The organism is Halioxenophilus sp. WMMB6 (assembly GCF_033283405.1).
GTDB lineage: Bacteria > Pseudomonadota > Gammaproteobacteria > Pseudomonadales > Cellvibrionaceae > Halioxenophilus.
Genome location: NZ_JAWMQR010000001.1, coordinates 122,358 through 146,844, shown reverse-complemented (window position 1 = coordinate 146,844; position 24,487 = coordinate 122,358). Strand labels below are relative to the sequence as shown.

At 54.1% G+C, this 24,487-nt stretch carries 23 protein-coding genes; 6 read left to right on the top strand and 17 right to left on the bottom strand.

Annotation, left to right across the window (positions count from 1 at the left end; translation table 11 throughout):
* Nucleotides 1-58: 58 nt before the first annotated feature.
* The 3 genes from SBL51_RS00585 to SBL51_RS00575 form a co-directional block, all read right to left on the bottom strand.
* On the bottom strand, nt 59-1,651 hold the full coding sequence (locus SBL51_RS00585) for a carboxylesterase/lipase family protein (protein WP_317928522.1): 1,593 nt from the start codon (nt 1,649-1,651) through the stop codon (nt 59-61).
* A 272-nt stretch (nt 1,652-1,923) separates the two neighbouring features.
* A complete protein-coding gene (locus SBL51_RS00580; protein ID WP_317928521.1) occupies nt 1,924-2,409 on the bottom strand; it encodes a hypothetical protein in 486 nt (161 codons plus the stop codon).
* Between the two features lie 632 nt (nt 2,410-3,041).
* Nucleotides 3,042-4,334 carry an MFS transporter gene (locus SBL51_RS00575; RefSeq protein WP_317928520.1) on the bottom strand — a complete coding sequence of 431 codons (1,293 nt, stop codon included), beginning with the start codon at nt 4,332-4,334 and terminating at the stop codon, nt 3,042-3,044.
* A 497-nt stretch (nt 4,335-4,831) separates the two neighbouring features.
* Here SBL51_RS00575 and SBL51_RS00570 point away from each other — a divergent pair, with 497 nt between their 5' ends.
* Together SBL51_RS00570 and SBL51_RS00565 are read left to right on the top strand one after the other, a co-directional pair.
* Complete coding sequence (locus SBL51_RS00570; protein ID WP_317928519.1) at nt 4,832-5,209, top strand: acyl-CoA thioesterase; 378 nt, start codon at nt 4,832-4,834, stop codon at nt 5,207-5,209.
* Between the two features lie 258 nt (nt 5,210-5,467).
* A complete protein-coding gene (locus SBL51_RS00565) occupies nt 5,468-6,421 on the top strand; it encodes a hydroxymethylglutaryl-CoA lyase (RefSeq protein ID WP_317928518.1) in 954 nt (317 codons plus the stop codon).
* Between the two features lie 64 nt (nt 6,422-6,485).
* On the opposite strand, the gene SBL51_RS00560 is transcribed toward SBL51_RS00565, so the two are convergent.
* Nucleotides 6,486-7,412, bottom strand: a complete 927-nt coding sequence (locus SBL51_RS00560; protein WP_317928517.1) for a hypothetical protein — start codon at nt 7,410-7,412, stop codon at nt 6,486-6,488.
* Between the two features lie 110 nt (nt 7,413-7,522).
* Here SBL51_RS00560 and SBL51_RS00555 point away from each other — a divergent pair, with 110 nt between their 5' ends.
* Nucleotides 7,523-8,305 (top strand): enoyl-CoA hydratase/isomerase family protein, encoded by a 783-nt coding sequence (locus SBL51_RS00555; RefSeq protein ID WP_317928516.1) that lies wholly within the window; start codon nt 7,523-7,525, stop codon nt 8,303-8,305.
* A gap of 48 nt (nt 8,306-8,353) precedes the next feature.
* On the opposite strand, the gene SBL51_RS00550 is transcribed toward SBL51_RS00555, so the two are convergent.
* From SBL51_RS00550 to SBL51_RS00535, 4 genes are read right to left on the bottom strand one after another with little or no spacing between them, the layout of a single operon-like run.
* Nucleotides 8,354-8,794: a PaaI family thioesterase gene (locus tag SBL51_RS00550; protein ID WP_317928515.1), complete on the bottom strand. Its 441-nt coding sequence runs from the start codon at nt 8,792-8,794 to the stop codon at nt 8,354-8,356.
* 35 nt (nt 8,795-8,829) lie between these two features.
* The gene (locus SBL51_RS00545) at nt 8,830-9,471 is read right to left on the bottom strand and encodes a glutathione S-transferase family protein (RefSeq protein WP_317928514.1); all 642 of its coding nucleotides are present in this window, start codon (nt 9,469-9,471) and stop codon (nt 8,830-8,832) included.
* Nucleotides 9,472-9,483: 12 nt separating this feature from the next.
* A complete protein-coding gene (locus tag SBL51_RS00540) occupies nt 9,484-10,329 on the bottom strand; it encodes a cupin domain-containing protein (protein WP_317928513.1) in 846 nt (281 codons plus the stop codon).
* Between the two features lie 36 nt (nt 10,330-10,365).
* Nucleotides 10,366-11,094, bottom strand: coding sequence for a hypothetical protein (locus tag SBL51_RS00535; RefSeq protein ID WP_317928512.1), 729 nt, complete (start codon nt 11,092-11,094; stop codon nt 10,366-10,368).
* A gap of 133 nt (nt 11,095-11,227) precedes the next feature.
* On the opposite strand from SBL51_RS00535, the gene SBL51_RS00530 reads away from it, so the two are divergent.
* The gene (locus SBL51_RS00530) at nt 11,228-12,082 is read left to right on the top strand and encodes an alpha/beta hydrolase (protein ID WP_317928511.1); all 855 of its coding nucleotides are present in this window, start codon (nt 11,228-11,230) and stop codon (nt 12,080-12,082) included.
* Between the two features lie 1,006 nt (nt 12,083-13,088).
* Nucleotides 13,089-14,045: an MBL fold metallo-hydrolase gene (locus SBL51_RS00525; RefSeq protein ID WP_317928510.1), complete on the top strand. Its 957-nt coding sequence runs from the start codon at nt 13,089-13,091 to the stop codon at nt 14,043-14,045.
* Nucleotides 14,046-14,315: 270 nt separating this feature from the next.
* Here the strand turns inward: SBL51_RS00525 and pobA are convergent, their stop codons facing one another.
* Complete coding sequence (gene pobA / locus SBL51_RS00520; protein WP_317928509.1) at nt 14,316-15,497, bottom strand: 4-hydroxybenzoate 3-monooxygenase; 1,182 nt, start codon at nt 15,495-15,497, stop codon at nt 14,316-14,318.
* Between the two features lie 133 nt (nt 15,498-15,630).
* Here pobA and SBL51_RS00515 point away from each other — a divergent pair, with 133 nt between their 5' ends.
* On the top strand, nt 15,631-16,533 hold the full coding sequence (locus SBL51_RS00515; RefSeq protein ID WP_317928508.1) for a helix-turn-helix domain-containing protein: 903 nt from the start codon (nt 15,631-15,633) through the stop codon (nt 16,531-16,533).
* A 231-nt stretch (nt 16,534-16,764) separates the two neighbouring features.
* Here SBL51_RS00515 and SBL51_RS00510 read toward each other — a convergent pair whose 3' ends face one another.
* The 8 genes from SBL51_RS00510 to SBL51_RS00475 all read right to left on the bottom strand — a co-directional run bounded on the left by SBL51_RS00510 (nt 16,765) and on the right by SBL51_RS00475 (nt 24,272).
* Nucleotides 16,765-17,745 carry a fumarylacetoacetate hydrolase family protein gene (locus SBL51_RS00510; protein ID WP_317928507.1) on the bottom strand — a complete coding sequence of 327 codons (981 nt, stop codon included), beginning with the start codon at nt 17,743-17,745 and terminating at the stop codon, nt 16,765-16,767.
* 11 nt (nt 17,746-17,756) lie between these two features.
* Entirely contained in the window at nt 17,757-18,500 is a 744-nt protein-coding gene (locus SBL51_RS00505) for an SDR family oxidoreductase (RefSeq protein WP_317928506.1), read from the bottom strand.
* A 329-nt stretch (nt 18,501-18,829) separates the two neighbouring features.
* Nucleotides 18,830-19,882 (bottom strand): zinc-binding alcohol dehydrogenase, encoded by a 1,053-nt coding sequence (locus SBL51_RS00500; RefSeq protein ID WP_317928505.1) that lies wholly within the window; start codon nt 19,880-19,882, stop codon nt 18,830-18,832.
* 40 nt (nt 19,883-19,922) lie between these two features.
* Entirely contained in the window at nt 19,923-20,843 is a 921-nt protein-coding gene (locus tag SBL51_RS00495; protein ID WP_317928504.1) for a LysR family transcriptional regulator, read from the bottom strand.
* Between the two features lie 124 nt (nt 20,844-20,967).
* On the bottom strand, nt 20,968-21,765 hold the full coding sequence (locus SBL51_RS00490) for an SDR family NAD(P)-dependent oxidoreductase (RefSeq protein ID WP_317928503.1): 798 nt from the start codon (nt 21,763-21,765) through the stop codon (nt 20,968-20,970).
* A 19-nt stretch (nt 21,766-21,784) separates the two neighbouring features.
* Nucleotides 21,785-22,912, bottom strand: a complete 1,128-nt coding sequence (locus SBL51_RS00485; protein WP_317928502.1) for an FAD-dependent oxidoreductase — start codon at nt 22,910-22,912, stop codon at nt 21,785-21,787.
* A 1-nt stretch (nt 22,913) separates the two neighbouring features.
* Nucleotides 22,914-23,276 (bottom strand): Rieske (2Fe-2S) protein, encoded by a 363-nt coding sequence (locus SBL51_RS00480; RefSeq protein ID WP_317928501.1) that lies wholly within the window; start codon nt 23,274-23,276, stop codon nt 22,914-22,916.
* A 63-nt stretch (nt 23,277-23,339) separates the two neighbouring features.
* Nucleotides 23,340-24,272, bottom strand: a complete 933-nt coding sequence (locus SBL51_RS00475) for a VOC family protein (RefSeq protein WP_317928500.1) — start codon at nt 24,270-24,272, stop codon at nt 23,340-23,342.
* Nucleotides 24,273-24,487 lie beyond the last annotated feature (215 nt).

Below are 24,487 nucleotides of genomic sequence, written 5' to 3'. Positions count from 1 at the left end.
CTCTCCCGGAAATACCCCGGTGCAGGCCAGAGCGCTGCCCCCAGGCAACAGCTTGTTGCTACTGAAAATCCCCTAACAACCGATTCACCCTCTCCAGGCGATCCCGCCATGGATCTATAACGGTTTGTGAGCCATCCAGAGTGAAGTCCATCAGGCTCTGCCCCTCGAAAAGGGACCATGCCGGTAGATCGGCACCATTGGGGTTACCCGCTTTGGCGAAATTAGCCCAGTAACGGATCATCTGCCTCGAGACCCAACGCTGTTCATTGTCAGGCGCCAACGGCTCGCCATGATCACCGGTAAAGTTGCCAAACATATAGGGAAGATCGCTTGCATGGCCGGCACCTTTAACACCTGCCGCCCCCACCAGAGGCAGTTGCATACCGGCCGAGGGCACAGCAAAGCGATAAAGGTAGACGGGCTGCCCCAGCCTCGCCTGTGACAGTGCCAGCGCTCTGGCTTGGGCTGTAAACACATAATCGTTATAGAGCAGATGGTCGCGCAGCTCGGCGCCGCCGTAATCTTGAGCCAGGCCGATGTGTTCGGCCTCCGGCAGAATTCCCAACATAATTTGGCGCTGCATGGCGGGTGGCACCATGCCGAACTCAAAGTCGGTAGAGCCAATTAAGAGCGGCACCGGCGCCTGCCGACCTTCGGCAAACTCATTGCTCAAATCGTCCGTCAAGTTGACGCCGTCGATTGCGAAAGAAATAAAGCCGCTGAAATCGGTGGCTTCGACAATCTTCTCTGCGGAAACGGCGCGAAGCTCTGCCAAGCTCGCTTCGGGAGTACCCAATCGTTTGGCGATATCCAAACCAATCTGTTCAACCGGCACATCGTCGGCATGCGCCAGTGCCGCAACACGCGGCTGCGGTCCCCGGCCGTATCCAGATTGTGCTATGGCCGCCGAAAAGAGGCCGCGTGCCGGGGGGGAGGTTAGCAACGCATCCACCGATGCAGCGCCGGCCGACTCGCCCATAATGGTGACTCTAGCCGGGTCACCACCAAAACCTGAGATATTGGCCTGTACCCATTGCAAAGCAGCAATCTGGTCCATAAGCCCGAAATTGTAGAGAGCACCATTATCGGGATTCAGGTCCGACAGTTCCGGGTGTGCAAAAAAGCCAAAGCGACCTAAGCGATAGTTGATACTGACAACAACCACACCTTCACGGGCCAAATTACCGCCATGATTTACCGGCCGCGATCCCGACCCGGTCACTAGCCCGCCACCCGGAATCCAGACCATAACCGGCAAGTTCCCTTCGCTGCTGTCAGGTCGATAGATATTCAGATAGAGGCAGTCTTCACTTTCGGGCTGTGTGTAAGCTTCTGGTCTCTTTTTCAACTGGGGGTTCGGAGGGCGCTGCATACAGCGCTTGCCGAAAGAGTCAGCTAACAAAAGCTGCTCGCGTTTAAGCGCAGCCTGCGGTGCCCGCCAGCGTAGCTCACCCACAGGCGGCGCCGCGTAGGGAATGCCTTTGTAGATCAGCAGCCCATCAGCGGGCACCGCTTGCACCGGCCCTTCCTGTGTATCAGCGATAGCAAAGGATTGCGCATGCACCTGTGCCGCTGCAGACGACTGCTGCTGCGTACAACCAACCAGGCTGACCCAGCCAACCAACAACAAACTCAAACTACGGCATAACATTTTAAATAAAGCACCATCAGATTTTGGATAGTAAGCGAGTGGTTCAAATCTCAAATAATGAGCCAAGACCAGCTCGCGTTTTTTTCCTTTGATCAGCAGAGAAGACTGGAAATGGCTATTTAATGCACGGCTAGCGGGCGAAATAGATCCAGCTGGGCAAGCAGCAAACCACAACAGAGTTGCTCTATTTGCATGGATATCGAGTGACCAGCGCTCTACGCGTAATGCATTGTTTCGCCGAGGGAAGTTTTGGTAGGACGTAGGGGAATGGGTTAATTGCTTTGGGCGAGCCGCGCCAAATTCACACCACTGCCACTGGCCGAGGCTGCCGGCTCTCCCTTTGTTTCGGCGGCTTCCACCCGGCGGTTTAATTCGTTCACCTCAAGCAGGCCATCGACGGCCCCTAATAGGTAGGTGTTGAGTTCCGACGCCTGCTCTTCTCTGGCTGCACGCAGAGCAAGCAGATCAACCAGTTGCAACGCATGTGTCTGTAGCCAAGCACCAGCCATTGGCGCGACCTTAACAGCATCTGCGCTCGGCGCTTGGGCAGCCCGCTGTACGGTTTTGTCACGCGCGTGCGCAAGAAATGTTAATTGGCGATCAGGGTCGGCTTCGTCGTCACCGTTTCCGTGGGTGAGCGAGAAGGTCGCCAGTAACAGACAGATAATTATGGGAATGCCTGCAGTCGACAACCAAAGTTCCTTTTCATTAACCCCAGTGATTAATTCCGGTTTGGCGATGTTGGTTAAATTCTGCATAGCTGGCAATCCATCGAGTAGGTGATCAGAGACGATAAAGCCAAATGGTGTTAGCGGCCTGTGCCTATGCGGTAACCTCGTGCGCACAGACGGCGAAAATAAAAAAGAGTGGTGCCCTAGGCAGATACCACTCGTACCAGAAGTAGCGGACAAACTCACTGGAATAAATTAGCTTCTTTAGGCGCTGTCATCAGTCTGTAAGAGCAGCCCTGTATGGCGATAAATTATCGCCCGTTTGTTAGCCGCGCATTAACATTAATCAAAAATGAAAAATAGTTGGCACGCTCTGCCACAGGCAGAAAAACCTTTATAAAAACAGGGAGAACCGCAATAAGGCTATCGCCCATCGCCAAAAAAGTTTGCACAAAATCAACCAGAAAAGGGTAGATAGAGAGCATCGTTCAGCAACTGGGCATTAAATAATCATGGGCACCATTGGCCATTAAAGGAGCTGGGGTTTAAGGGCAGCGCTTTAAAGGCTGAGCTCTAAAAACTAGAGCCTAACGGCCAGAGAATGGTGAGAGATAAAAGAGAGTGTGAAGGATAAAAGCGAGTGGAGGAGAATAAACAGTGCGCTCAACAAAGCAGACGCAGGCCGCAATCGGCCTGCACCATTAATAGCGGTTAGCCCATTAGGGTTCGACCACCACCCTCTCCATCGCCTCTTCCGTGGCCGCCACCATCTCCTCTTCCGACTCAATAAAACGGTAACGCCCCATGGCCAATAACATTACTGCACCAATCAGTAGAATCACCATCGACACCACCAGAATCGATGTGTAGCTTTGCGTCTGATCGTAAATTTTGCCAAACACGGTAGGAGCTGAACCGGCACCCAAGGCAAAAGAGCCATAGAGAAATCCGTAAATGGTGGAGTAACTTTTCATACCAAAGTAGCGGGCCACCAGATAAGCGAGCAGGTCGTACTCAACACCGGATGCGAAGCCAATCAGGAAAACGGAGAAGATCGCCACCCCCATGGTGACGTCGTAGTGTGCCAGAATCCAGCAGGCCAGAGCCGGCAACGACAGCAATACAAAGGCCACGCCCGGCGCCCAGAGGTGATCGATCAAAAAGCCACCCACGGTCCGACCAACCAACACCGAAATACCGATTACCGGCACGATGGAGGCCACCTCCAACGCATTGAAGCCCTTGGTCGCCAACAGATTTTCCATATTGGGGATGGGGCCACCCAGGGCGAACGAGATGGGGACAACGGCAACCATTAAAATCCAGAAGCGGTAGTCTTTCAGCACTTCACCTACACTCATGCCAGTCTTTACCGTTCTGGCTTTGGCCGCACCAGTGGTGCTGCCCTCGCTCGGTGGCACGTCACGAAACAGTAACCAGGCCACCGGGAAAGCGATCAGCAATGGCATTGCCGCTATCGCCACATAGGCGCCGCGCCAACCCAGCTCGGCAATCAACCAGACCGTAAGCGGCTTTATCAGAGCGCCGAACAGGCCGGTACCAATCAGGGAAAAGCCCAACGCCAACCCTTTTTTCTTCTCAAACCAGGTGTTTACCGCCCGAGTCCAGGTAATTGGCAGCGTGCCCGCCCCCAGTAAAGCCATCAGTCCCCAGTTGATGTAAAACAACACCAAAGAACCAGTGCTCAAAGCAAAACCGGCAAAGGATAACGAAAAGAGAACAACGGAGGTCAGTGCGATTTTACGCACCCCGTATCGGTCGGCCAGATGGCCAACGATAGGGCTCGCAATTAACGACATGATGGTCATCACCATAATGCCAACCATAATATCGCCGAAGCCCCACTGGAACTCGCGCGCTAACTGCGGCGCGAACATACCGATGGTATAGAACGGCATAGGCGACAATCCCAAACCGATTCCGAGCCCAGCAGCCAGGATAATTGGCCACCCCCTGGCGAATTCGCTGTAGCCTGTAGCAGCCTTACTCATCGTTCAAAACCTCTTTCATTACTTTCGACCTGCCGACACCAACAGCGGTGCAGGCAAGGCAGGTTAGTTTGCGTGCCGATTGGCAACAACACCAGACATCCCAGCCAAAACCAGTGTTAACACCACAGTGCCACTAGCAATAGCCGGTAACCAATAGTCTGGCTAATCTCAATACTCCATAGAGCAGCACAGCTTTAAGCGCCGACATCCCGGCCACCGCAGGCAATTTTTCGGCCACCCGCTTTGGCCAGCGGTGACTGACACCCCACCTGCGTTGCGCTGGCTATTCTCCATCTCACACCACTAATCAGCTCACGGCAATGACAATTATCACGCCGCCAAACTTTTTATAGATATTGGGCCGCAAGCGTCCATCGGCGCTTGCCAACCCAAAACATATGTTATATTGTTATTACATTAGTATTTATATCGCAACCAGCAAGTCCGCTGGCAGTTTATTGGTTAATCGATTTTCAGTGTAAGCAAAAAGGAGTGCCATGAAGTTCTATTCCCGGCGGTTCGTTAAACCCACCGATTTAAACGCAACCAATGTGCTGTTCGGGGGCCGCCTATTGAGCTGGATCGATGAAGAGGCCGCTATTTTCGCCGCCTGCCAGATGAAAACCAAATACCTGGTGACCAAGCTAATTTCCGAAATCAACTTTACCAGCCCAGCCAGAACCGGCGATGTGCTGGAGTTTGGCCTGGCGGTGGTGAGCGTGGGCACCACCTCGCTGACCGTCAAGTGTGTGGTGCGCAACAAGGTCACCCTGGAATCGATTATTGAAATAGACCGCATGGTGTTTGTCGCCATGAGTGAAGAGGGAGTGCCCATTCCCCACGGCCTGGAGCCAACCACCGCAGTCGCGGCCTAGCCAGTCAGATTTTTTACGTGTTCGACGACTCTCTGTCGGAGACGAAACCAGTTTGTCTCCAATGTTTAGCCCTGTTTACAGGGCTTTTTTTTACCTGCTAGACAGCTACGGCAGAGAGGGGAAAGCAACCTATCGGCGGTACCGCGCGCTACACTGTACCCGGCTTAAGCCAGTTGGGCCTGTGTCAGCAACGTGCAATTAAAACACCATCAACATATCATTATGTCTTATAAAGTTTAGTATTGAGGAGCGCAACAAGTGGCAACCAGGCAGGATATCGATATTGAGATCAGCGAAGTTGGGCCCCGTGACGGCTTACAAAGCATCAGCCCCATCATGAGCACCGAGGACAAAAAACGCTGGATCAGCGCACTGGCCGCCGCTGGCCTGCCAGAGATTGAGGTGGGCTCCTTCGTGCCCGCCAAGGTGCTGCCGCAGCTGGCCGATACCGCAGAGATTGTCGCCCACGCGCGCACCATTCCCGGCCTGCAGGTGGCGGTACTGGTCCCCAACTTGCGCGGTGCCCAGGCGGCCGTGGCCGCTGGCGCCCACAAAATTACTATCCCCCTTTCCGTTTCAGAGACCCACAGCCTGAAGAATGTGCGTCGCACCCACGCGCAGATGCTGGATGAGGTGCGCGCTATTGCCGAATTGATCGCCGATCAGCCCGCCGACCAGCGGCCCGTGTTTGAAGGTGGTCTCTCCACCGCCTTTGGTTGCACCCTGGAGGGCAAGGTGCCGGCCAGCAAAGTGATTGAGATGGCCGAGGCTTTGATCAAAGCCGGCTGCAGCGAAGTTGGCCTTTCCGATACCACCGGTTTTGGTACCCCCACCCAGGTTAAACAGCTCACCCAGGGTATTTGGGATGCGGTAGGCCGCGAGGCACTGAATGGCGTGCACCTGCACAATACCCGCGGCCAGGGTTTGGCCAATGTGATGGCGGCGCTGGAGATGGGGCTGACCACCATCGATGCCTCCATGGCCGGTATTGGCGGCTGCCCGTTTGCACCGGGTGCCTCCGGCAATATCATCACCGAGGATCTGGTCTTTTTGCTGGAGGGGATGGGGTTGAAAACCGGCGTCAACTTCGAGAGCCTGCTGGCCGCTCGCCAAATCCTGCGTGAGAGCCTGCCGGAAAGCGTGGAGCTCTATGGCTTCACGCCGGATGCCGGCCTACCCAAAGGCTTTGAGATGGCAACGTCGCAGAGCTAAGCGGAGTCTTTACTGCTGCCGTGGCATACCGCCCAACCTGGCCAGTATGCCACGGCCCTTACTTCTAACGTTCAATAAACTCCACCAACTCTCCCGCCGGCCCGCGATAGAGAGCGGCTCTACGCCCCTGATAGAAGCCATCATCGAGGGTAAACACCGGCGCCAACGGCTGCCCGGGAATCTGCTCGAAGCTATCCACCAGAAAACTTACCACGGCAATACCTGCCACCAGACCAGAAGGCAACACGGCCCGCGCTGGAAACTCGCTCACCTCATCAATTTCAATCAGGCTTTCGTGGTCGAGCTGCAGCGTACAGACCGGTATGCGGCGCTCTATGGGCTTGCCCAGTGAGCGGTTGATCACGGTGACCTTGGTATCAAACGCCAGCGCTTTAAAGTTATCAGCGGTTTCATAGTAGTGCATGGCGCTAGCGCGCTCCGGAACAGCCATAACCGGAATAAACAAACGGTCGACAAAGGCCGTGGCCACCGGCAGTTCAAAGGGCGGTACCGGGCTGGCTACGGCGGTTAGGTAGAGCACCTCTCCGGCTGGGCCCACCACCTGACAGGCGGTAATACTGTCACTCACATCCAACTTGGCGGGCTCACCAATAAAACGGAAGGGGCTCTCGCGCAACCGTTCAGCGAGCTTGAACACATCCTCCACCAGCACCTCCAGCGACAGCCAACCCAGGCTCGCCACCGGCTCGGCCGGGGCACAGCCAGGCTGTTCAATCACCCGCAGCCAACTGGCGCCGGAACGACTGGTCAGCAGCGCATAGCGCTGGCCCGCGAGACTCGGCATCGCCCAGCCTGAAGCCAGAGCTTCTGGCAGCACCCCCTGCTCGCTTACCGCCATATCTAGCCAGCCCTGGTAGGCGTTAATAATCAGCTCCAGATCACCAGTAACCAAAGTGCCGCACAATACCGGCCCTATATTTCGCTTAGTGGGGGGCTGTTGCTGGTTGCTATCGTGGCCAGACTCACTCATTGCTACACTCTCCGCAGGCAAATACACTCAATTGAATTAATGTTATATAATTATTACTTAATTGAGAAGCGGCCGGTCGGCCACCAAACCAATCCAACTCTGGAAAGACTATGACCGATAGCCATATCGAACTGCAACGCGATGGTGCCCTGGCAACCCTGGTGATCAACCGGCCAGAGAAGCGCAATGCCTTAAGCCAAGCCATGTGGACAGCCATCATCCACCTACTCGATACCGTTGCCGCCGACGCCACTATTCGCGTACTGATGGTTAAGGGTGAAGGTGGCTGCTTCAGCGCCGGCGCCGATATCAGTGAATTCCAGGCCATTGCTAGCGACCCGGAGCAGCTACGCCACAGCAACCATCTGATTCAACAGGCACAGCAGAAACTGGAAGAGCTGCCCCGCCCTACCCTGGCGGTGATTGACGGCCCCTGTGTCGGCGGTGGCTGCGGCCTGGCCCTGGCCTGTGACCTGCGCATTGCCAGTGAACGGGCGCAGTTTGCCATCACCCCGGCCAAATTAGGGCTCATCTACAGTTGGCGGGATACCCGGCGCCTGTTAGCCCTGGTGGGGCCGGCCTTCGCCAAAGAGATGCTCTACACCGGCGCCAAAGTCACTAGCCACCTGGCTCTGGCTAAAGGGTTGATAAACCAGCAGGCGAGGGTTGAGGAGCTGGAGAGCAGTGCCAAGCAACTGGCCGAGCAGTTGGCCAGTAGTTCGCAGTACTCCTTACGCACCATGAAACAGGTGATCGCCGGACTGGAAGGGGTTGGCGCACTGGAAGAATCTGGTGCCCAAATACTGTTTGATGAGGCCTTTGGCGGCGAGGATTGCCAGGAGGGAGTGGCTGCATTTATGGCCAAACGCCCACCCAGCTTCACCTGGGGATAGCCGGCGCCATTCGGTTAATCTAGGGCGATTAAGGAAGGGCGATAGCGGCTAGGCGCCAGCGCCAACCTTCACCTTTTTGTAAACGCCACTGCCGGCCAGCACCGTTTCACCGGCTACGCTCAACTCACCGTGTACAAACACCAGGCTGCGGGTCTCCCGCAGCACCCTGCCCCGGCCACAGACCAGATCCCCCGTCCGCACCGCGCCCAGGTATTGCAGCTGCATATCGACGGTCGGTACCGCCAGGCCCGGGGCCAGCTCGCGTCCAACAACCCGGTAGAGCACATAGTCGAGCATCGACGCCAACACACCGCCATGGACAAAGCCCTCGGGGTTTAGATGGCGCTCATCAATGTAGAGCCCATACTCGTTGCCACGCTCCAGGAATGGGCCTATCAGGCTGCCAAAACCCTCCTGCCGGGCACCGATGGTAAAGCCCTCCTGGCCGGCCCTGACGGTGGCAGCCTGTTGTAAACGGTTGATATCCACTTACTGTTCCTGCGTTGTTGGGTTGCCAGCGCCGCTCAGGTCGCCAGATAGGTTTGAAAACCGCGCTGCAGTTCGTAGGTTACCCGCTCAATGGCCGGGTGGCTTTGCAACGCCGCCCACCAGGCTGCCACTGTGGGAAATTCGCCCAGTGAGTCTGGCTGGCCATAGAGGCGCGGTAGCGACTGGGCGAAGAAGATCATCGGCGCCAAAACGCAGTCGGCCAGATCGAGGCCAGACTCGCTTGCGAAGCTTTCGCCCTCGGCTACAGGCAACAGCGTCTCAAAATGGCGATAGATCGCCCGCAGCCGCTTACAGCTCTGCACAATATCCACATCCGCGTATTGCGAATACTTTATCTTCAGAAACATCGGCAACAACAGCGGCAACAGGTAACGGTTGGCGATACTCGCCTTCACCCGTACCCGCGCCTGAGCCAGGACGGTTTCGGGCATCAGCCTTGGCAGCGGGTAGAGCGCTTCCAGATACTCCATAATGGCCCAGGCTTCGGTCAGCTGGCCGCCATCGTCCAATACCAGCCGGGGCACACTGTTTTCCCCCAGGCCATCGAGGCTTTCGGCTTGGGCAATGGCTTCCAGTGGCAGTGGCAACTGCTTGGCATAGATTTGCGCCCGCACCTGGGCAGAGAGTGGCGACAGATCGCGGTGTAAGAGCTTCATGGGGTCTCCCCGCTAATAGTTTTCGCCCGGGGTCGATTGGCTGGTCACTGGCATCCACTCGGGCAATACCGGCTGATAGGGCTGCTGGTAGCTGAAGGCGTGAGCCTCTTTACTCCAGATATTGACATGCGCCCCATCCACAAAGCGGATCAGCGACAGGCTACCGCCCCGGGTGCCAAAAGGACCATGCGGAATATGGGGTGGCCGCCAGAAGTAGGCTCCGGCGTACATGGTACCCACATGGCCGGTCAGATCACCGTGCAGTTGGTAGGCCTCTTCCGGTGTTGGGTGCGACTCCTGCGGCCCTTGGTAATTGGTGGGGTGCGCCTGTGGTGAGGTCATAAACAGGAAGGTGCGCTGGCCGGTGACCGGGTCAATACGCAGGTTTTTACGGGCAAAGCCCAGGTGCGCCAGCTTGATGTCGTGCACACTGTAGTCCCACGACATGCGGTAGCTATCCAGACAGGCGATCGCCTCCCGTCCTTCGGCCCGCGCCGTAGCGCCGTCGGGATCGGTAGACAAGGGCGCCGGCAGATGATCAAAAAAGCGCAGCAACACCGCACCATCCGGCACAAACAGGCGCTGGCGCGCGTGCCCCGCCGGCAGATAGCCGTAGCAGCCGGCGGAGTACTCAAAATTATTGAGGTAGAAGCTCCCGGCCAACAGATAAAACTCCTCACCACAGCAGAGGGGGTTATCGCCCTCCGCTGTATGGCCGGGGCGATAACGCTGCAACTGGGTGCGCGCACCGGTGTCAGTATCCAGGCTCAGCAACTTGCATTCGGCCCCCTCAAACTGGGGGTCTGGCTGCCATTCAAGGTCTTGCGCCTGAACAAACTCGACCTGCTCTCTGGCCATGGTGCTGCCCTTCTCCTATCCGACTAAACCTATTTGCTACTCGATGGACAATTCAACCAATTCGTAATGGGTTTGCATATAACCCTCCACCCCGGCACGCAACAGAATGTAGTCGTCATCGGCGGTAACCCAAACATTGTAGGGTGGGTGCTCTTCCGGCAGCCCCTCGGCGGTATCGGTCACCTGGAACTGGCGTGCCTTGAAGGTGCCCGCCTCGACGGTAATCTCCTCCTCACCCACAAAGACCAGAGAAAACGCCATGGGGAACAGCATCGGGCCGGTGGCACCGCGGTGGTCGGGCGAGGACAGCATGATATTGTTGAAATACTGTTTGCCCGGGCCCTGGCTCAGATCAAAGAGTTTCATCAACAGGCCGTCGCCAATAATGGGGTGGCACTGCATCCAACGAATCGGCTCTTCAATCTCGATCTTCTGGCTGATGCGGCCGTCGCGATGGTTGAAGGTCTCACACTCCACCACTTTTTTACCGAAACGGAACCAGCCGGTGCCTTCAAAACGGTCGCCGACCGAGAGGCGCACCGAGCAATCGAGCGGCGCCGAGGTTTTGTGATCCAGCGCCTGACTGACATCGCGAATAACCGCCGGGGCGTCGTCGATCTCACAGTGGGCCAGCAGCACATCAACACCGTCCGGTTGCTGGGTGAGGGTGAAATACTCACGCCCGCGCTCCTCACCCATCCGTTCTGGTTTCTTGCTGGTGTAACGCAGTTTGCCGCGGATGGTGCGATAACCGTTTCTAGCCATAGTACTGGTCCTGAATCTGTCTGATATTGGCGTCATCCCGTATACATTGGCGCATGACAATTTTGATATATTATTATATCTTTAACACTAAATACCACCCCCTCGTGCGACCCAACCCAACTCAGGAAAACCTATGCGTACAAAACGTCTGTTTGTAGATGGCGAATACGGGCAGATTCACCTGCGCCTGGCCACCCCCGAAAGCGGCACCTTCAAAAGTCACAATCGGCCCCTCTTCTGCCTGCATATGAGCCCCAAGTCTGGGCGTATTTTTGCACGATTTATGGAGGCCTTCGCCACAGACCGCCAGGTGGTGGCCCCCGACTACCCAGGCTATGGAGAATCGGACTCGCCACCAGCCACCCCCGCCGTCACCATCGCCGACTACGCCCGCAGCGTTTGGCAAGTGGCGGATGCGTTGAGCTGCAGCGCCATCGACCTGCTTGGTTACCACACGGGTTCACTGGTCGCCGCAGAGATGGCCCGGCAACGGCCCGACCAGATTGGCCGGATAGTGATGATCGGTGCTCCTGTTTTTCTGCCAGCTGAATTAGAAGCCGTTAAGACACACTTTGAACCGGTGCCACTGGACGAGGCTGGAACCCGCTTTATCAACATGTGGCAGAGTGTGCTGAAGCACGCCAGCAAGGGCGGCACCCTGGAGCAGAAAGCGGAATCCTTCGCGGAAAACCTGCGCGGTGGCGAAAACTACGAGTGGGGCCACCGCGCGGCGTTTGCCTATGCCCCGCAATTTCCGGCGATGGTGAAATCACTGCCGCAGCGCATTGATGTTATTAATCCCGACGATGATCTATACCAGGCAACCCTACGGATTACCGATGTTCTGCAACGGGGCGAAGTCCACGCCCGCCCCCAGTGGGGACACGGGTTTCTCGATTTCGATACCGAAGCGGCTGTCAGCGATATCCGGCAGCTGCTGGAGATCACACCGCCACCCACAGTGGGCATGTGCCCATCCGGGTTTTAATCACCAGGTTCTAACACCCCACTCGTGAAGCCCAAACATCAGGCCGCAAACGATTAACCCGGCCTAGCCCCGGTGACCGATAGCGCGGGCAGCCCAGATACCCAGCGCTGCCCTCGGGTAGCGCCTGCCAAGGTCACACACTATCCCCCAGATTGCATTCGCCAAAAAGCATACGGACAATGCCGATAGGTAAACAGGCCAAAACAGCACTATGCCGCTTACCAATCAGTAAGAACCAGCCAAAAACTGATTCAACCAAAGCCCAATCAGCTGGGGCAACAGGCCTCATCAACAATGCAGCTGAGTATCAGCAACTTAACCAACAATTGCTGGTATCGCCACCAAATTGGCTCACACTCTGACAGCAATTATTTTTTCCCGGCGAGCAAAATAATTTACGATCAACAGTAACTGTCAACCATAGCCAACAATAATAACAAGCTACAGCCGCACCCAAAGAACACCCTACTTTTCATAGCCAACGGTTACCGCCACAAGCGACCTCACGGTAATAATTATTTAAGCGTAAACAACAACTTATTTTTAAATAGCCCGCCCACGTTTAATAAACCGATCACCGACTAAAGCCGCCAGAGGGAAAATTGGAAACAATCGCAATTCAACAAAAGTTGAATTATCGCCCTTGCTTATCAAGCATGCTTGTATCATGATGACAAACGCTCTCTATTAACCAACACTTTTATTAGCTTTACTTCTTACGGCTCCTTTTATTTACCTTTGTGTTTGTCCTGGTTTTATAAACGCAATAGAGTTGACATTATTGCAAGCCTCGGCAAGTGGAAAATCCGGCACACTAAAAATCCAGAGCACCCCTAAAAGTCAAGCTGATCAGTTCAACGCTAATCGACGGCCAGTGATTATGAGCACAAAAAACCCAGAGATATTTCATGGTTTAAATTACCCGTGGGGTCGAACGCCCGCCGTCAAAGGGGGCCTAATCGAAAAGGTAGCGGAAGGCGTCTATTGGGCCCGGCTACCTCTGCCTATGGATCTAAACCATATCAACGTTTGGCTGCTGGAGGATCACGACGGCTGGACCATTGTCGATACCGGTTTGGATGTGCCCGAAAGCCGTGCAGTGTGGCAGCAACTTTTTCAGAAGCCCATGGCCAGCAAGCCGATTAAACGTGTGATATGTACGCACATGCACCCAGACCACATAGGCCTGGCCGGCTGGCTTAGTGAACAATTCAACGCCGAGCTATGGATGACCCGCTCTGAATTTTTAATGTGCAAAGTGATGGTGATGGATACCGGTCGGCCAGCGCCCGAGTTGGCACTCAAGTTTTACCGTACCGCCGGTTACACCGAAGAGCAGATTGCCGACTACAAAGATAAATTTGGCAATTTTGGCAAACTGGTCTTTCCAATGCCCGATAGTTATCGCCGACTGGTCGACCAGGAGACTTTTCAAATTGGCGGCAACTACTGGCAGGTCATTGTGGGAACAGGTCACTCACCGGAACACGCCTGCCTCTATTGTCCAGCCCTTAAGTTATTAATCTCCGGCGACCAGGTGCTGCCCAAAATCACCTCCAATGTGAGCGTGTTTCCAACCGAGCCACACGGCAACCCACTCAACGAATGGTTAACCTCCTGCAACCGTTTACAGTCGAAACTACCCGACGACCTGCTGGTTCTGCCGGCCCACGAAACACCTTTTTACGGCCTGCACATTCGTCTTACCCAACTGATTGAATCCCACCGCCGCGACCTATTGGCCCTCTACCAACACCTCGACCAGCCACGCCGTGCCGTCGACTGTTTTCCGCCACTGTTTAAAAAACCGATAGGCCCGGAAACCATTGGCTTTGCCACTGGCGAAGCCTTGGCTCATCTGAACTACCTGGTCGCCGCCCGTTTAGCTCAGTGCGAAACGGACAGCCAGGGTGTGAATTGGTACCGGCAACGGCCGGAGAGTATTGCTTTCGATCGTTTTTAAATGCGATTGAGACTAGCTGCTGATTTCAGGCTGCTGTCAGAGAAAGGCTTGGGGCTTTGGACGGACCTCTAGTTATGCAAAAGAGGCAAGTCTTCAGTGGTCTAGACAGTGCAAATAATTTATCTAGCGTTCTTTGTTAGAGAACCAACTGCAGTGCTCCGCTAGAAAATTTTCGGAAGAGAGAATTTTTAAAGTGAATGTTTCTCCTGTAGGTTGCTAAGTGGGGCCAAAAACTCCACTTAGCAACGCCCAAGAGAAAAAGGTAGAGCCTTACATCAGGGAATCGTAAGGCAGGCCGACGTAATTTTCCGCTATGGTTTGCCGGCCGGCGTGGCTGCCCAGGGTGTAATCCAGCTCGGCCTCAATCAGTTTGGTCTCAATGGCATCCTTGTCCAGCTTGTGCAACATGGTGGTCATCCACCAGGAGAAACGCTCGGCCTTCCAGATTCTTTTCAGACAGGTCTCTGAGTATTTCTCGATAAGATCGGTACGCCCTTCTTTGTAGACTTTGGTTAACAGCGAATAGAGGGTGTGGATATCGCTGGCCGCCAAATTCAAGCCTTTAGCGCCTGTGGGCGGTACGATATGGGCCGCATCCCCCGCTAAAAACATTCGGCCATATTGCATGGGTTCTGCCACAAAGCTGCGCAGCGGTGCGATGCTTTTTTCAATGGAGGGGCCAGTCACCAGCTTCTCGGCAACATCACTGGGTAACCGTGCCTTCAGCTCGCTCCAGAAGCGCTCATCCGACCACTCCTCAACTTTATCGGTAAGTGGTACCTGTACGTAGTAGCGGCTGCGCGAGGATGAACGCAAACTGCACAGGGCGAAGCCACGTTCATGTTTCGCGTAGATCAGTTCTTCAGAGACCGGTGGCGTGTCGGCCAATACCCCCAACCAGCCAAATGGGTAGATGCGCTCGTACTCTTTTAGAATATCGGCTGGGATACTTTTGCGCGAGACGCCGTGGAAACCGTCACAGCCGGCAATATAGTCACACGCAAGCTTGCACAGTTCGCCATTTTTTTCAAATGTGACAAAGGGACTTTCACTTTTTAAATTGTGTAAAACGACATCGCTCGCTTCATAGATGGTGGTGCCACCACCTTTTTCTCGCGCCTGCATCAGGTCGCGGGTGACTTCTGTTTGGCCATACACCACCACGGCATCACCGCCGGTCAGCTCCTTGAGGTCGATCCGCTCCCGACGGCCGTCCACCACGATCTCAAAGCCGTCATGCACCTGCCCTTCTGCATCCATACGCTCAGCCACACCGGCCTCATGCATCAGATCAACAAAGCCCTGTTCCAAGACACCGGCACGGATGCGGCTCAGCACATAATCACCGGATTGACGCTCGAGAATAACGTTATCAATACCTTGGTTGGTCAGCAGCTGTCCCAATAACAGGCCCGATGGCCCTGCGCCGATAATGGCTACCTGTGTCTTCATGGCAATAGCACCTTTGTGTCTTTATTATTAAAAGAGTGTATTTTCAGAAGTAAATGGTGCTATTAGAAGGCACTATCAGGTGCTAAAGTTGGACTTTTACAAGATTATCCCCAGGTAAATTCCGGTTACTTATATGTCCCGCCCGCAAACCGCCATTCCGCTCTTTAAACTCTACGGCGAAGACGGCAGCCAGAACGACGGCTGGCACACACCCGACCCAATTCACAGTGAAACCATCGCCGACCGCAGCAGGCTGCATAACTGGGTGATTAAGCCACATCGCCATTCCGACCTTGTGCACCTGCTCTATTGCCAATCGGGCCAAGCCACTGCGGTTCTCGATGGCGAGCCCACCAACCTGCCCTTGCCCTGCGTTCTGCTGGTGGCTCCCATGTGTGTGCATGGCTTTGAATTCAGCCAGGATATACAAGGCTTTATCCTCACCCTGGCACCACCACTCGTGAGCCAGGTACGGTCGAGCCTACCCGAACAGCAAACGCTGTTAAACAGCAGCGCCTGCTTCGATTGCAAAGCGGAAAAAACACTCTTCGATTCACTCTTTTCAACCCTGGATAGGGAGTATCGAGGCAATGCTCCTGGGCGGGAAAATCTTATAGAGGCGATGATTAATGGTGTGATGGTTTTATTGAGTCGACAGTCAATCGCCAGGGGAGAAAAGGCAACCATAACACCCGATAAGGGCAGTCAACACTACGCAAGATTTACTGAACTGGTGGAGCTCCATTACCGCAGCCATGCCTCAATCGAAGTTTACGCGGCGGAACTGGGTATTACTTCGGCGCACCTGAATACCCTATGCCGAAAATTTAGCAAACACTCTGCGCAACAGATGATTCACGATCGCCTGATTCTGGAGGCAAAGCGTAATTTGATTTACACCTCAATGAATATCAGCCAAATCTCCGACAGCTTAGGCTTTAGTGAGCCTGCCTATTTCACCCGCTTTTTTAAACGGGTTACCGGCCTCTCGCCCAAACTTTTCCGCCAACAGAGTAGCTCGGCAACGGCAATCTAGTTCAGTGCCACCAACACTGGTTGCTCTCCCCTACTGCAGCAATGGTAGTGTCTAAAGCAAAGAGAGACGGGTCTATTGACCCATGGGCCATATAGGAGAAGTTATAAAGGGAAATGACATTAGACCTGACGCGCCCCCACTGCAATCAGAGGCCGTCAGGTCATGCGCGAGAGAGTAGATCGATGTAACGACACCACCTTCAGGTTAAAGGCTGTCTGAGTCCTTTAAAAATCAGCTCGCTTTAACCATTTTATGATCGATGGCTCCAAAAACGGACTGGCCATCCTTGCCAAACACCTCGAAGCTTAAGCGCTCGCCGAAGTGTAAAAAGTCAGTGCGAAATTCACCAAATTCAATTTTGTCCAGAGCTCGACGCTCAGCCAGACAGGCAGAACCAACGGTCTTCCACTCTTTACTGGATACTGTTCCCGACCCAATAATAGCACCGGCCTTGAGGTTACGATTGTAGGTCAAATGGCTAAGCACTTGACCAAAACTGAAGTCCATACCGCCGCCATTGGGGTTACCAAACCACTCACCGTTACGCTTCACCTGCATGTCCAGATGAACACGCCCATCCCGCCAGGCATCACCCAACTCGTCGGGAGTCACCGCAACCGGGCCAAACACAGTGGCGGGTTTAGCGTTAATAAAACCAAAACCCATACCCAGCTCACGGAACAGATGGGTGCGCATGCTCATATCGTTTAAAATCATCACCAATTTGATGTGCTTTTCCGCCTGCTTGGCAGAAAGCCCCATCGGCATATCATCCACCACCACGGCAAATTCACCCTCAAAATCTCCATTGTCCTCTTCAGTGATAAATGGATAATCTTCGCAAGGGCCGAGAAAGTCGTCGCTCTGACGCTGAACAAGAATCGGAATCCCTTTGTCTTTTTTCACATCCAGATCATATGCCTCTTCCATGATATTGCCGTGATTAAGAAAAGCAGAGGCGTCAACAAATTGGTAGCAGCGCGGTAAAGGAGCCATTACTTTGCTCGGATCAAAGGCAAAAGCTTCCTTCAGCATACCTTCGTTTAGGTGTTCGTAGCGACGCTGCAGAGGCTCCTCAACTGTCGCCCAATTTTCAAGCGCTTCGATCATCGTATCGACAATGGTACTGGCATAGACTGCCTTGCTCAGATCCCTGGAAACCACCAACAGGCGACCATCGCGAGTACCGTTTTTTAAAGTTGCCAACTTCATATGCTTTACTCCTAAAATTGCACGCCGCCGTCGCAGTTGATGGTCTGTCCCGAAACAAAGCCACAACCTTCAGAGGTTAAAAAGAGAAGAGCTCCCACCAGATCTGAAGGGAGTTCATTACGTTTGATCAACTGACGCTCGCAGACTGACTCGAACAATTCCGGCGGAAGATTTTTTTTGGATTCAGGTGTCAGCGTCAACCCGGGTGAGAGCGCATTACAGAGAATTCCGCGGTCACCAAATTCAGCCGCTAGGGACCGGGTTAGACCGATACCGGCCATTTTCGTGGTGATGTAGGCCAGGAAACCCGGCATAGGTGTGCCTGTGGTACTCGAAGCAATCTGCACGATACGGCCATAGCCTCTATCAACCATACCCGGGGTCAACAACTTAGCAAGCAGGAAGGCGGCGTCGACATTGATCGCCTGAAAACGGCGCAATTGATTGAGGTCCAGCTCGGCAAAAGGAATCACCGGCATATAAGCGGCATTGTTTACCAGAATATCGCAGCGACCAAATTTCTGCAGGGTAGCGGTGACAAAACTTTCGATCTGTATAGGATCAGACAAGTCACACACTTCGCTGTAACCCCGCTGCCCCAGTGCTTCAATTTCTGCAACAACGTGATGGGCTTCAGCGATATCCGCAATGGCAACATCACACCCGTGGGCGGCAAGCGCCAAGGCAAACTCTCGTCCCAAAGCCCCAGCAGCTCCGGTGACTACCGCTACTCGTCCGGCATGGCTTTTTAACATTTTTATTCCCCGCCTATTGATGAATTATAGTGCTGATAGCAGTCTATCCAGTCACCTAAACCGGCTGAACTTGTTTTCATGGATTGCGTTTATTGATCCTACGAATAGTGTCCAACTCCTTAACCGGTCGGTTAAGAAGTGCTGACGATAGTGGGTCGTTTTATTGCGAAAATAGGCAGGGCGGCTGCAGAAAGGCGCAAAAAATGGAGCAGAAATATAGCTGACTGTTTTTGAGTAAGGGAATAGGTGTGACTTTGATTTGGTTGTAACTTTGATTAGTTTGTGAATTTAACAAGGATGCCCAAAGCAAAGCTGCTCTGGGTGAGAATTTAGTCCTGCCAACAGACCAACCCACCCAAGAGGGTGGAATCCCGATTCCATACCTGTTGATAAGCCTGCGGCAGCTGCTGCCAGTGAAAACGGTGGGAGATCAACGGCCGTAAATCGAGGCCACCGCTTTTTACCAGCCTCAGAAATACACGAATATCTTCATCGCTGGTCCAGCAATCGCTATTGCCGTAACGCTGCAACCCAGCCCGCAACGTTGGCGGCCAATGCCGGGTAATTTCGAGGTCGGAGCGGTATAGGGCGAAGGGCTTTGAATTGATGTAGCCACCAATCAAAGAGACCCCTTTAAACATCAATTTATCGGCAAAATTGGGCAACTGACCATCCGCACTCTGCGACATAATTACCACACGCCCACGCTCGGCGACCAAATCCAGCGCCTGCTCCAACGGCTCCCGCGCGCCCGTTGCCTCGAACACAACCGAAACGCCAGCCAGCCCCTCATCATCCAGAACCGCTTTAATACTCTGAGAATTAGTCTGCGGGTTGATAGCGTGGTGTACCCCCATCGCCCGGCTTGCCTGCAGCCGGGTGTCATCGATATCGGTCACAATCACCGGCACAGCACCCGCCACACGTGCCAGCTGTGCGGTAATGGCACCCACCAGCCCCTGCCCTAATACCACACAGCTTTCACCCAGTTGCAGCCCACTGCGCCTGATAGCGTACATGGCCGTGTGCGCCAAATTAAAAAAGGCAGCCTGTTCGAGGTCTGTCCCCATTGGTACTGGAGTGACTGCGTTGGCATCAATGATTTGGTAGTTGGCATGAGCTGCCGTGGCGACCACCGAGTCGCCGACCTGAATCTGCTCGACACCCTCGCCAATTTCGACAACCTTGGCCACCAGGCTGTAACCCAGGTTTTGTGGTAATGGCAATATATGGCCAGCCATCAGCGAATGTTCGGTACCGGGGCTCAAGCTACTGAATTGCGCCTGCACCAATAACTGACCAGGCCCAGGTTTCGCCACGGAATCCGGCTTCAGCACAACCACACCCTGTTCCGGTATATGGGCGATATAACTGTTAGTCACAGGCGGACTCAACCGTGTTAATGGGGTATTTGCCGTCCATCTATTTGCCGCACATATGCTCTTGGGCAACGGCGATAATCTGTTCCCGCAGCCAAAGCACACCTGGGTCCAGATCCCGGTATTTGTGCCACTGCAGCCCCCAGGGAATGGTCGGCAGTTCTACTGGCACGGGCACAATTTTAAGTGGCAGATAATTGACCCAATCTTCAGCCAGGTGGCGGTAAACAGTGGCAATTCGCCGGGTGCCGGCAATGTACTGTGGAATTGCACTGAAGGTCGAGGCAATTATCTCCACCCGTGGCTCAATGCCTTGTTTATCCTGCAACAGGATTTGATCCTGGCCGCGGGTACGATTCGAGCCAAAACGGACAGAGACATGCCCCAATTCGAGAAAGGTTTTAAGCGTAAGAGGCTTATCCAAAACTGGGTTATCGCGACAGCCAATGCAGACAAAATAGTCATCAAAGAGTTTTCGATAGGGGTTATCTTTCGATAACACATGCTCGGGCATGATGAGAAAATCCACATCGCCCTGTTCCAGTTGTTCCCATGGGTTATTGGTGGGTGCAAAGAACTCCAATTGCATGTTTGGCGCCAGAACATCCAACCGATGAACCACTTTTGACATAAACGTCGTGGCGGTATAGTCACTCAGTAAAAATCGAAAACGGCGATCCGACTCCTCTGCGTTAAACTCCAGTCGACGCTCTACGGTGGTTTGAATCTGGAGAAGAATATTGTGCACCGGTGCCGCCAGGCTCTCACCTAACGGAGTTGGCATCATCTGCGTACCCACCCGCACCAGCAAATCATCCTCAAAAAACTCCCGTAAGCGAGCCAAGGCACCACTGGTTGCTGGCTGGCTGAGATGGATACGCTCTGCGGCACGGGTAATACTGCGTTCGGTTAATAACGCGTCCAAGGTCACTAATAAATTTAAATCAAGTCGATTAAGACGCATGGCACTAGTTCCTGAATGAGCCTGCTCACAACGAGGTGTGGCATTTTTATTGTTTGAATAATTATTTTTATTAACGCACTAATATATTCAAAGATTGGCTCTTTGTCGCGCCCAAGGTTAGGATTCAAGACCCGTCTGTTATCAAAGTGCCGCCATCCACAACCAAAGTTTGTCCGGTCATAAAGCCGCCAGCCCGCCCCGCCAGCATGGTCACCACACCGGCCACCTCCGAGGGCTTACCCACTCGTCGCAGTGGCGTCATCGCCATTCGCCGCTGCATAAAAGCTTCGTCTCGCTGCAGGTGCTGGGACAAGGGTGTATCAATCAAGCCCGGAGCCACCGCATTAACACGAATGCCGTCTGGCCCCAATTCCACCGCCAGGTTCCTGGCCAATTGCGCCAAGCCGGCCTTGGCGATGCCGTAAAGGCCTATTGCCCGGTTACCCCGCAACCCGGCAATACTGGCCACATAAACAATACTACCGCCACCCTGCTGACGCATACTTGGCACCAGCGCTGCGCTTAACCGCTGCGCCGAGTGCAGGTTAACCGCCATCAGCGTCTGCCAGGCATCGTCTGGTGCCTCCAGCAGTGATCCGACGAACCCCTCCATTCCGCCGCAACAGATTAGGGTATCGACCCGACCTCGCCAGTTAAGGGCCTGCTGGGCCAGAGACTCTATCGAACTGGCATCCGCGAGGTCCGCTATCACCGGCAACACGCTATAACCCGCTGTGCGCAGACTTTCGGCCGTTTGTTGCAGCTCTGCGGTGCTGATATCAGAAAGCACCAGCTCGGCACCGAATTGTGCCAGGGTTTGAGCAATCTCCCGGCCAAGCCCGCCAGCAGCGCCCGTCACCACCGCCACCTGTCCAGATAGATCGAACAAATCGCTTACCGACGGTTGCCCAGGCTGTTCCATAACCCTCTCCAAATTAATCTCAAATAGGCGCTAACAGTGCCGCCAGTGACAGCGCCATAATCTGTGAGTGCTCCTCTTTCGAGCCGCCGGTCATCTCAATTTCGCCCAACCGGCTGGAATTGGCCACAATCATCCGGCAGCGCTCCCATCGACGATTTTGGTAGCGCTCCAACATAGCGTGCAAATCGCCGCCTTTGGCAAACTCCTCGGCGAGAACCACCGCGTCCTCGTGCCCCATACCCGCGCCCGAGGCGAGGTGTGGCGTAGTCGCATGGACACAATCACCAATCAGTAAAATGCGGCCTTTATACCAGGGCCTGGGCATCATCATGCCTTCCAGCGGCCGATATAAGATCGCGCTGTTTTCGTTCAGATGCTCTCTAATTCTTACCAGAATTGGAGCGGTGTACTCCTCGAGCAGACCCTTCAGATGGGGTAGTAATTGATCGTCTGGAATTCGTTTTTTGTCCGGACGTTTTTCGGTGTAGTAGAGATACATCTCATCGGCAGAAACTGGGGTGAAGCCCACCTTGCCCTGCTTGCCAAAATACATCATTGATCGCTCGGCACCGAAACGGGGTATCACGGCCCGCCAAACCCCCTGACCGGAGTATTGCGGAGTTGGCGCATCGGGAAAAACTGCCTTGCGCACCGAAGAGAACACGCCATCGGCGCCCACGACCAAGTCATACGCTTGGCTGCTCCCGTCGGTAAATTCGACCTGCACTTCGTTACCGCGTTCTTCGATCGATTTAAAGGTAACGCCGAGTCTTACATTAGCGCCGGACTCGCGCGTGGCCTTCGCCAGAATTTTTGCCAAAACCGGGCGCATGATGCCGCCACCACCGGTAATCTCCGTGCCGGGGACTTTTGGTGTTTTGATTTGGGCAAGCAGTGTACCGTCAGAGGCATACTGCTCGATGCCATCCATCATGGCGCCCTGCTCTATAAACTCGGGCAGAAGTCCAATCGCCTCAATAGCACGTAACGAAGGGCCACTGACCGTGATACCCGCACCATCGGTACGCCAGTTTTCGTCGATTTCCACCACATCCACATCGGCACCCAGCTTGCGCAATAGGATAGCCGCAGACATTCCTGAGAAGCCGCCGCCGATGATTAATATTTTTTGTGCCGGCAAGGACATATTAGTTCTCCTGCATATTATTGATTAACCAGTAGATCTGGTTGGATTTATCTATTTGCACTGAGACAGGCTCCAGCCTCTGCCCGAGACAGGGGCCGGCAAGGCACTCGCCAGTTTCAATATGAAACTGCGCTCCGTGCGAAGAGCAGATAATTCGGTTACGGTGGCTATTGAGATAAGCGTTCTTTCGCCAGGCCATGGTCGAGCCTTCGTAGCCGCGGTGAGGGCAAGCGTTACGCCAGGCAAAAATCTGCAAGCCCTTACGCACCAGAAACAGGCTATCCCGCCCCCGGTCAAAAGGATCAAAGCCGCGGGAATTACCGTCTTCTATATCTGCCAGCGCACACAACCAGATCTTTTCCATTACGGTTCCGACCAGCAGCTATTTTGACTCAATGATCTGCTGGCAGCGCCGCTGGGCACAGATTTAATGGGGGTCACCACCGGGCATCCATTTTTTCGCCAGGGTAAAATTAAATATTTGCGAAGCGTCTGCTGACGACTCAACCGCCCTGGGCTGCCAACTATCATCGTGCAGATCCATATCCGCATCGTATTCGACGTGCACACCCATAGGGCTGTTGAAATACCAGAACCAATTTGAACCGTAAATATGACGACCTGGCCCCCAAAAGCTCTCGTAGCCCTTGTCGGCAAAGCGCTTGCCCGCCTGCATAAGCTCACTGGGGTTGCCAAGATGGAAAGTGAAATGCTCCACACCCTGCATTTCGGGCGGCGTGTGCACTAAAAATAAGGTGTGGTGATCGAGTGTGCCTTGAGGCCGAAGAAAAGGTCCGAGATTGGTAAAGCGGTCAGCAACACGGAAACCCAGGCGCTCTACATAAAAAGCTTCTGCCTTTTTCTGGTCTGGAACAAAATAGACCACGTGGGACAGGGTTCTTGGGATGATCTCAGCATTCTCATCAGCACCAATAACATTAATACCACGATTCGCCTTTGCCCCTGGTGAATTGACAACTTCATCCGGCAGACTCAGGGAGCGGCGAATGGTCACCTGAAAACCCAGTGCGAAACCCATATCATCCAACGCTTCAATAGAGCCATCGGCGTGCCGGATCACCTCTCGATCCTTCTCCAGCTCGGCAGCGATCTGTGCCAGCACATCGCTGTTTGCCACCCCGTACACGGTTTTACGCAGTGTCGAACCGCTTGCCAGTGGCGCGGGCAGGGAGGAATCATCCTTATGCCGAATCTCAATATGAGTGCCGTCAAGCGCCTCAAAACGCCCCCCAGTCGTGGAGACACCCTTCGGGATCAAGCCGTAATCGATAAGATATTGGCAACAGTTCGCCACATCATCCACACCGAAGATTAAAGAGTCCGGACCGATAATATTCATGGTTAATTACCACCTTATTTTTATGTAAATCTGAGATAAGGCCTGTTTATGGTTTACACCGGCCTTTTCGCAATAGGATTATCCTAGGAGGGAGCATCTGGCCAAACAAATTGGTTGTATCGATAGGCGCTATCAGCGCTGGCGATAGACTTTCGATGAGCCGCGAATCTACCGTGCTCAAATAGCACAAACAGATAACGGGCCAACCCCATGCG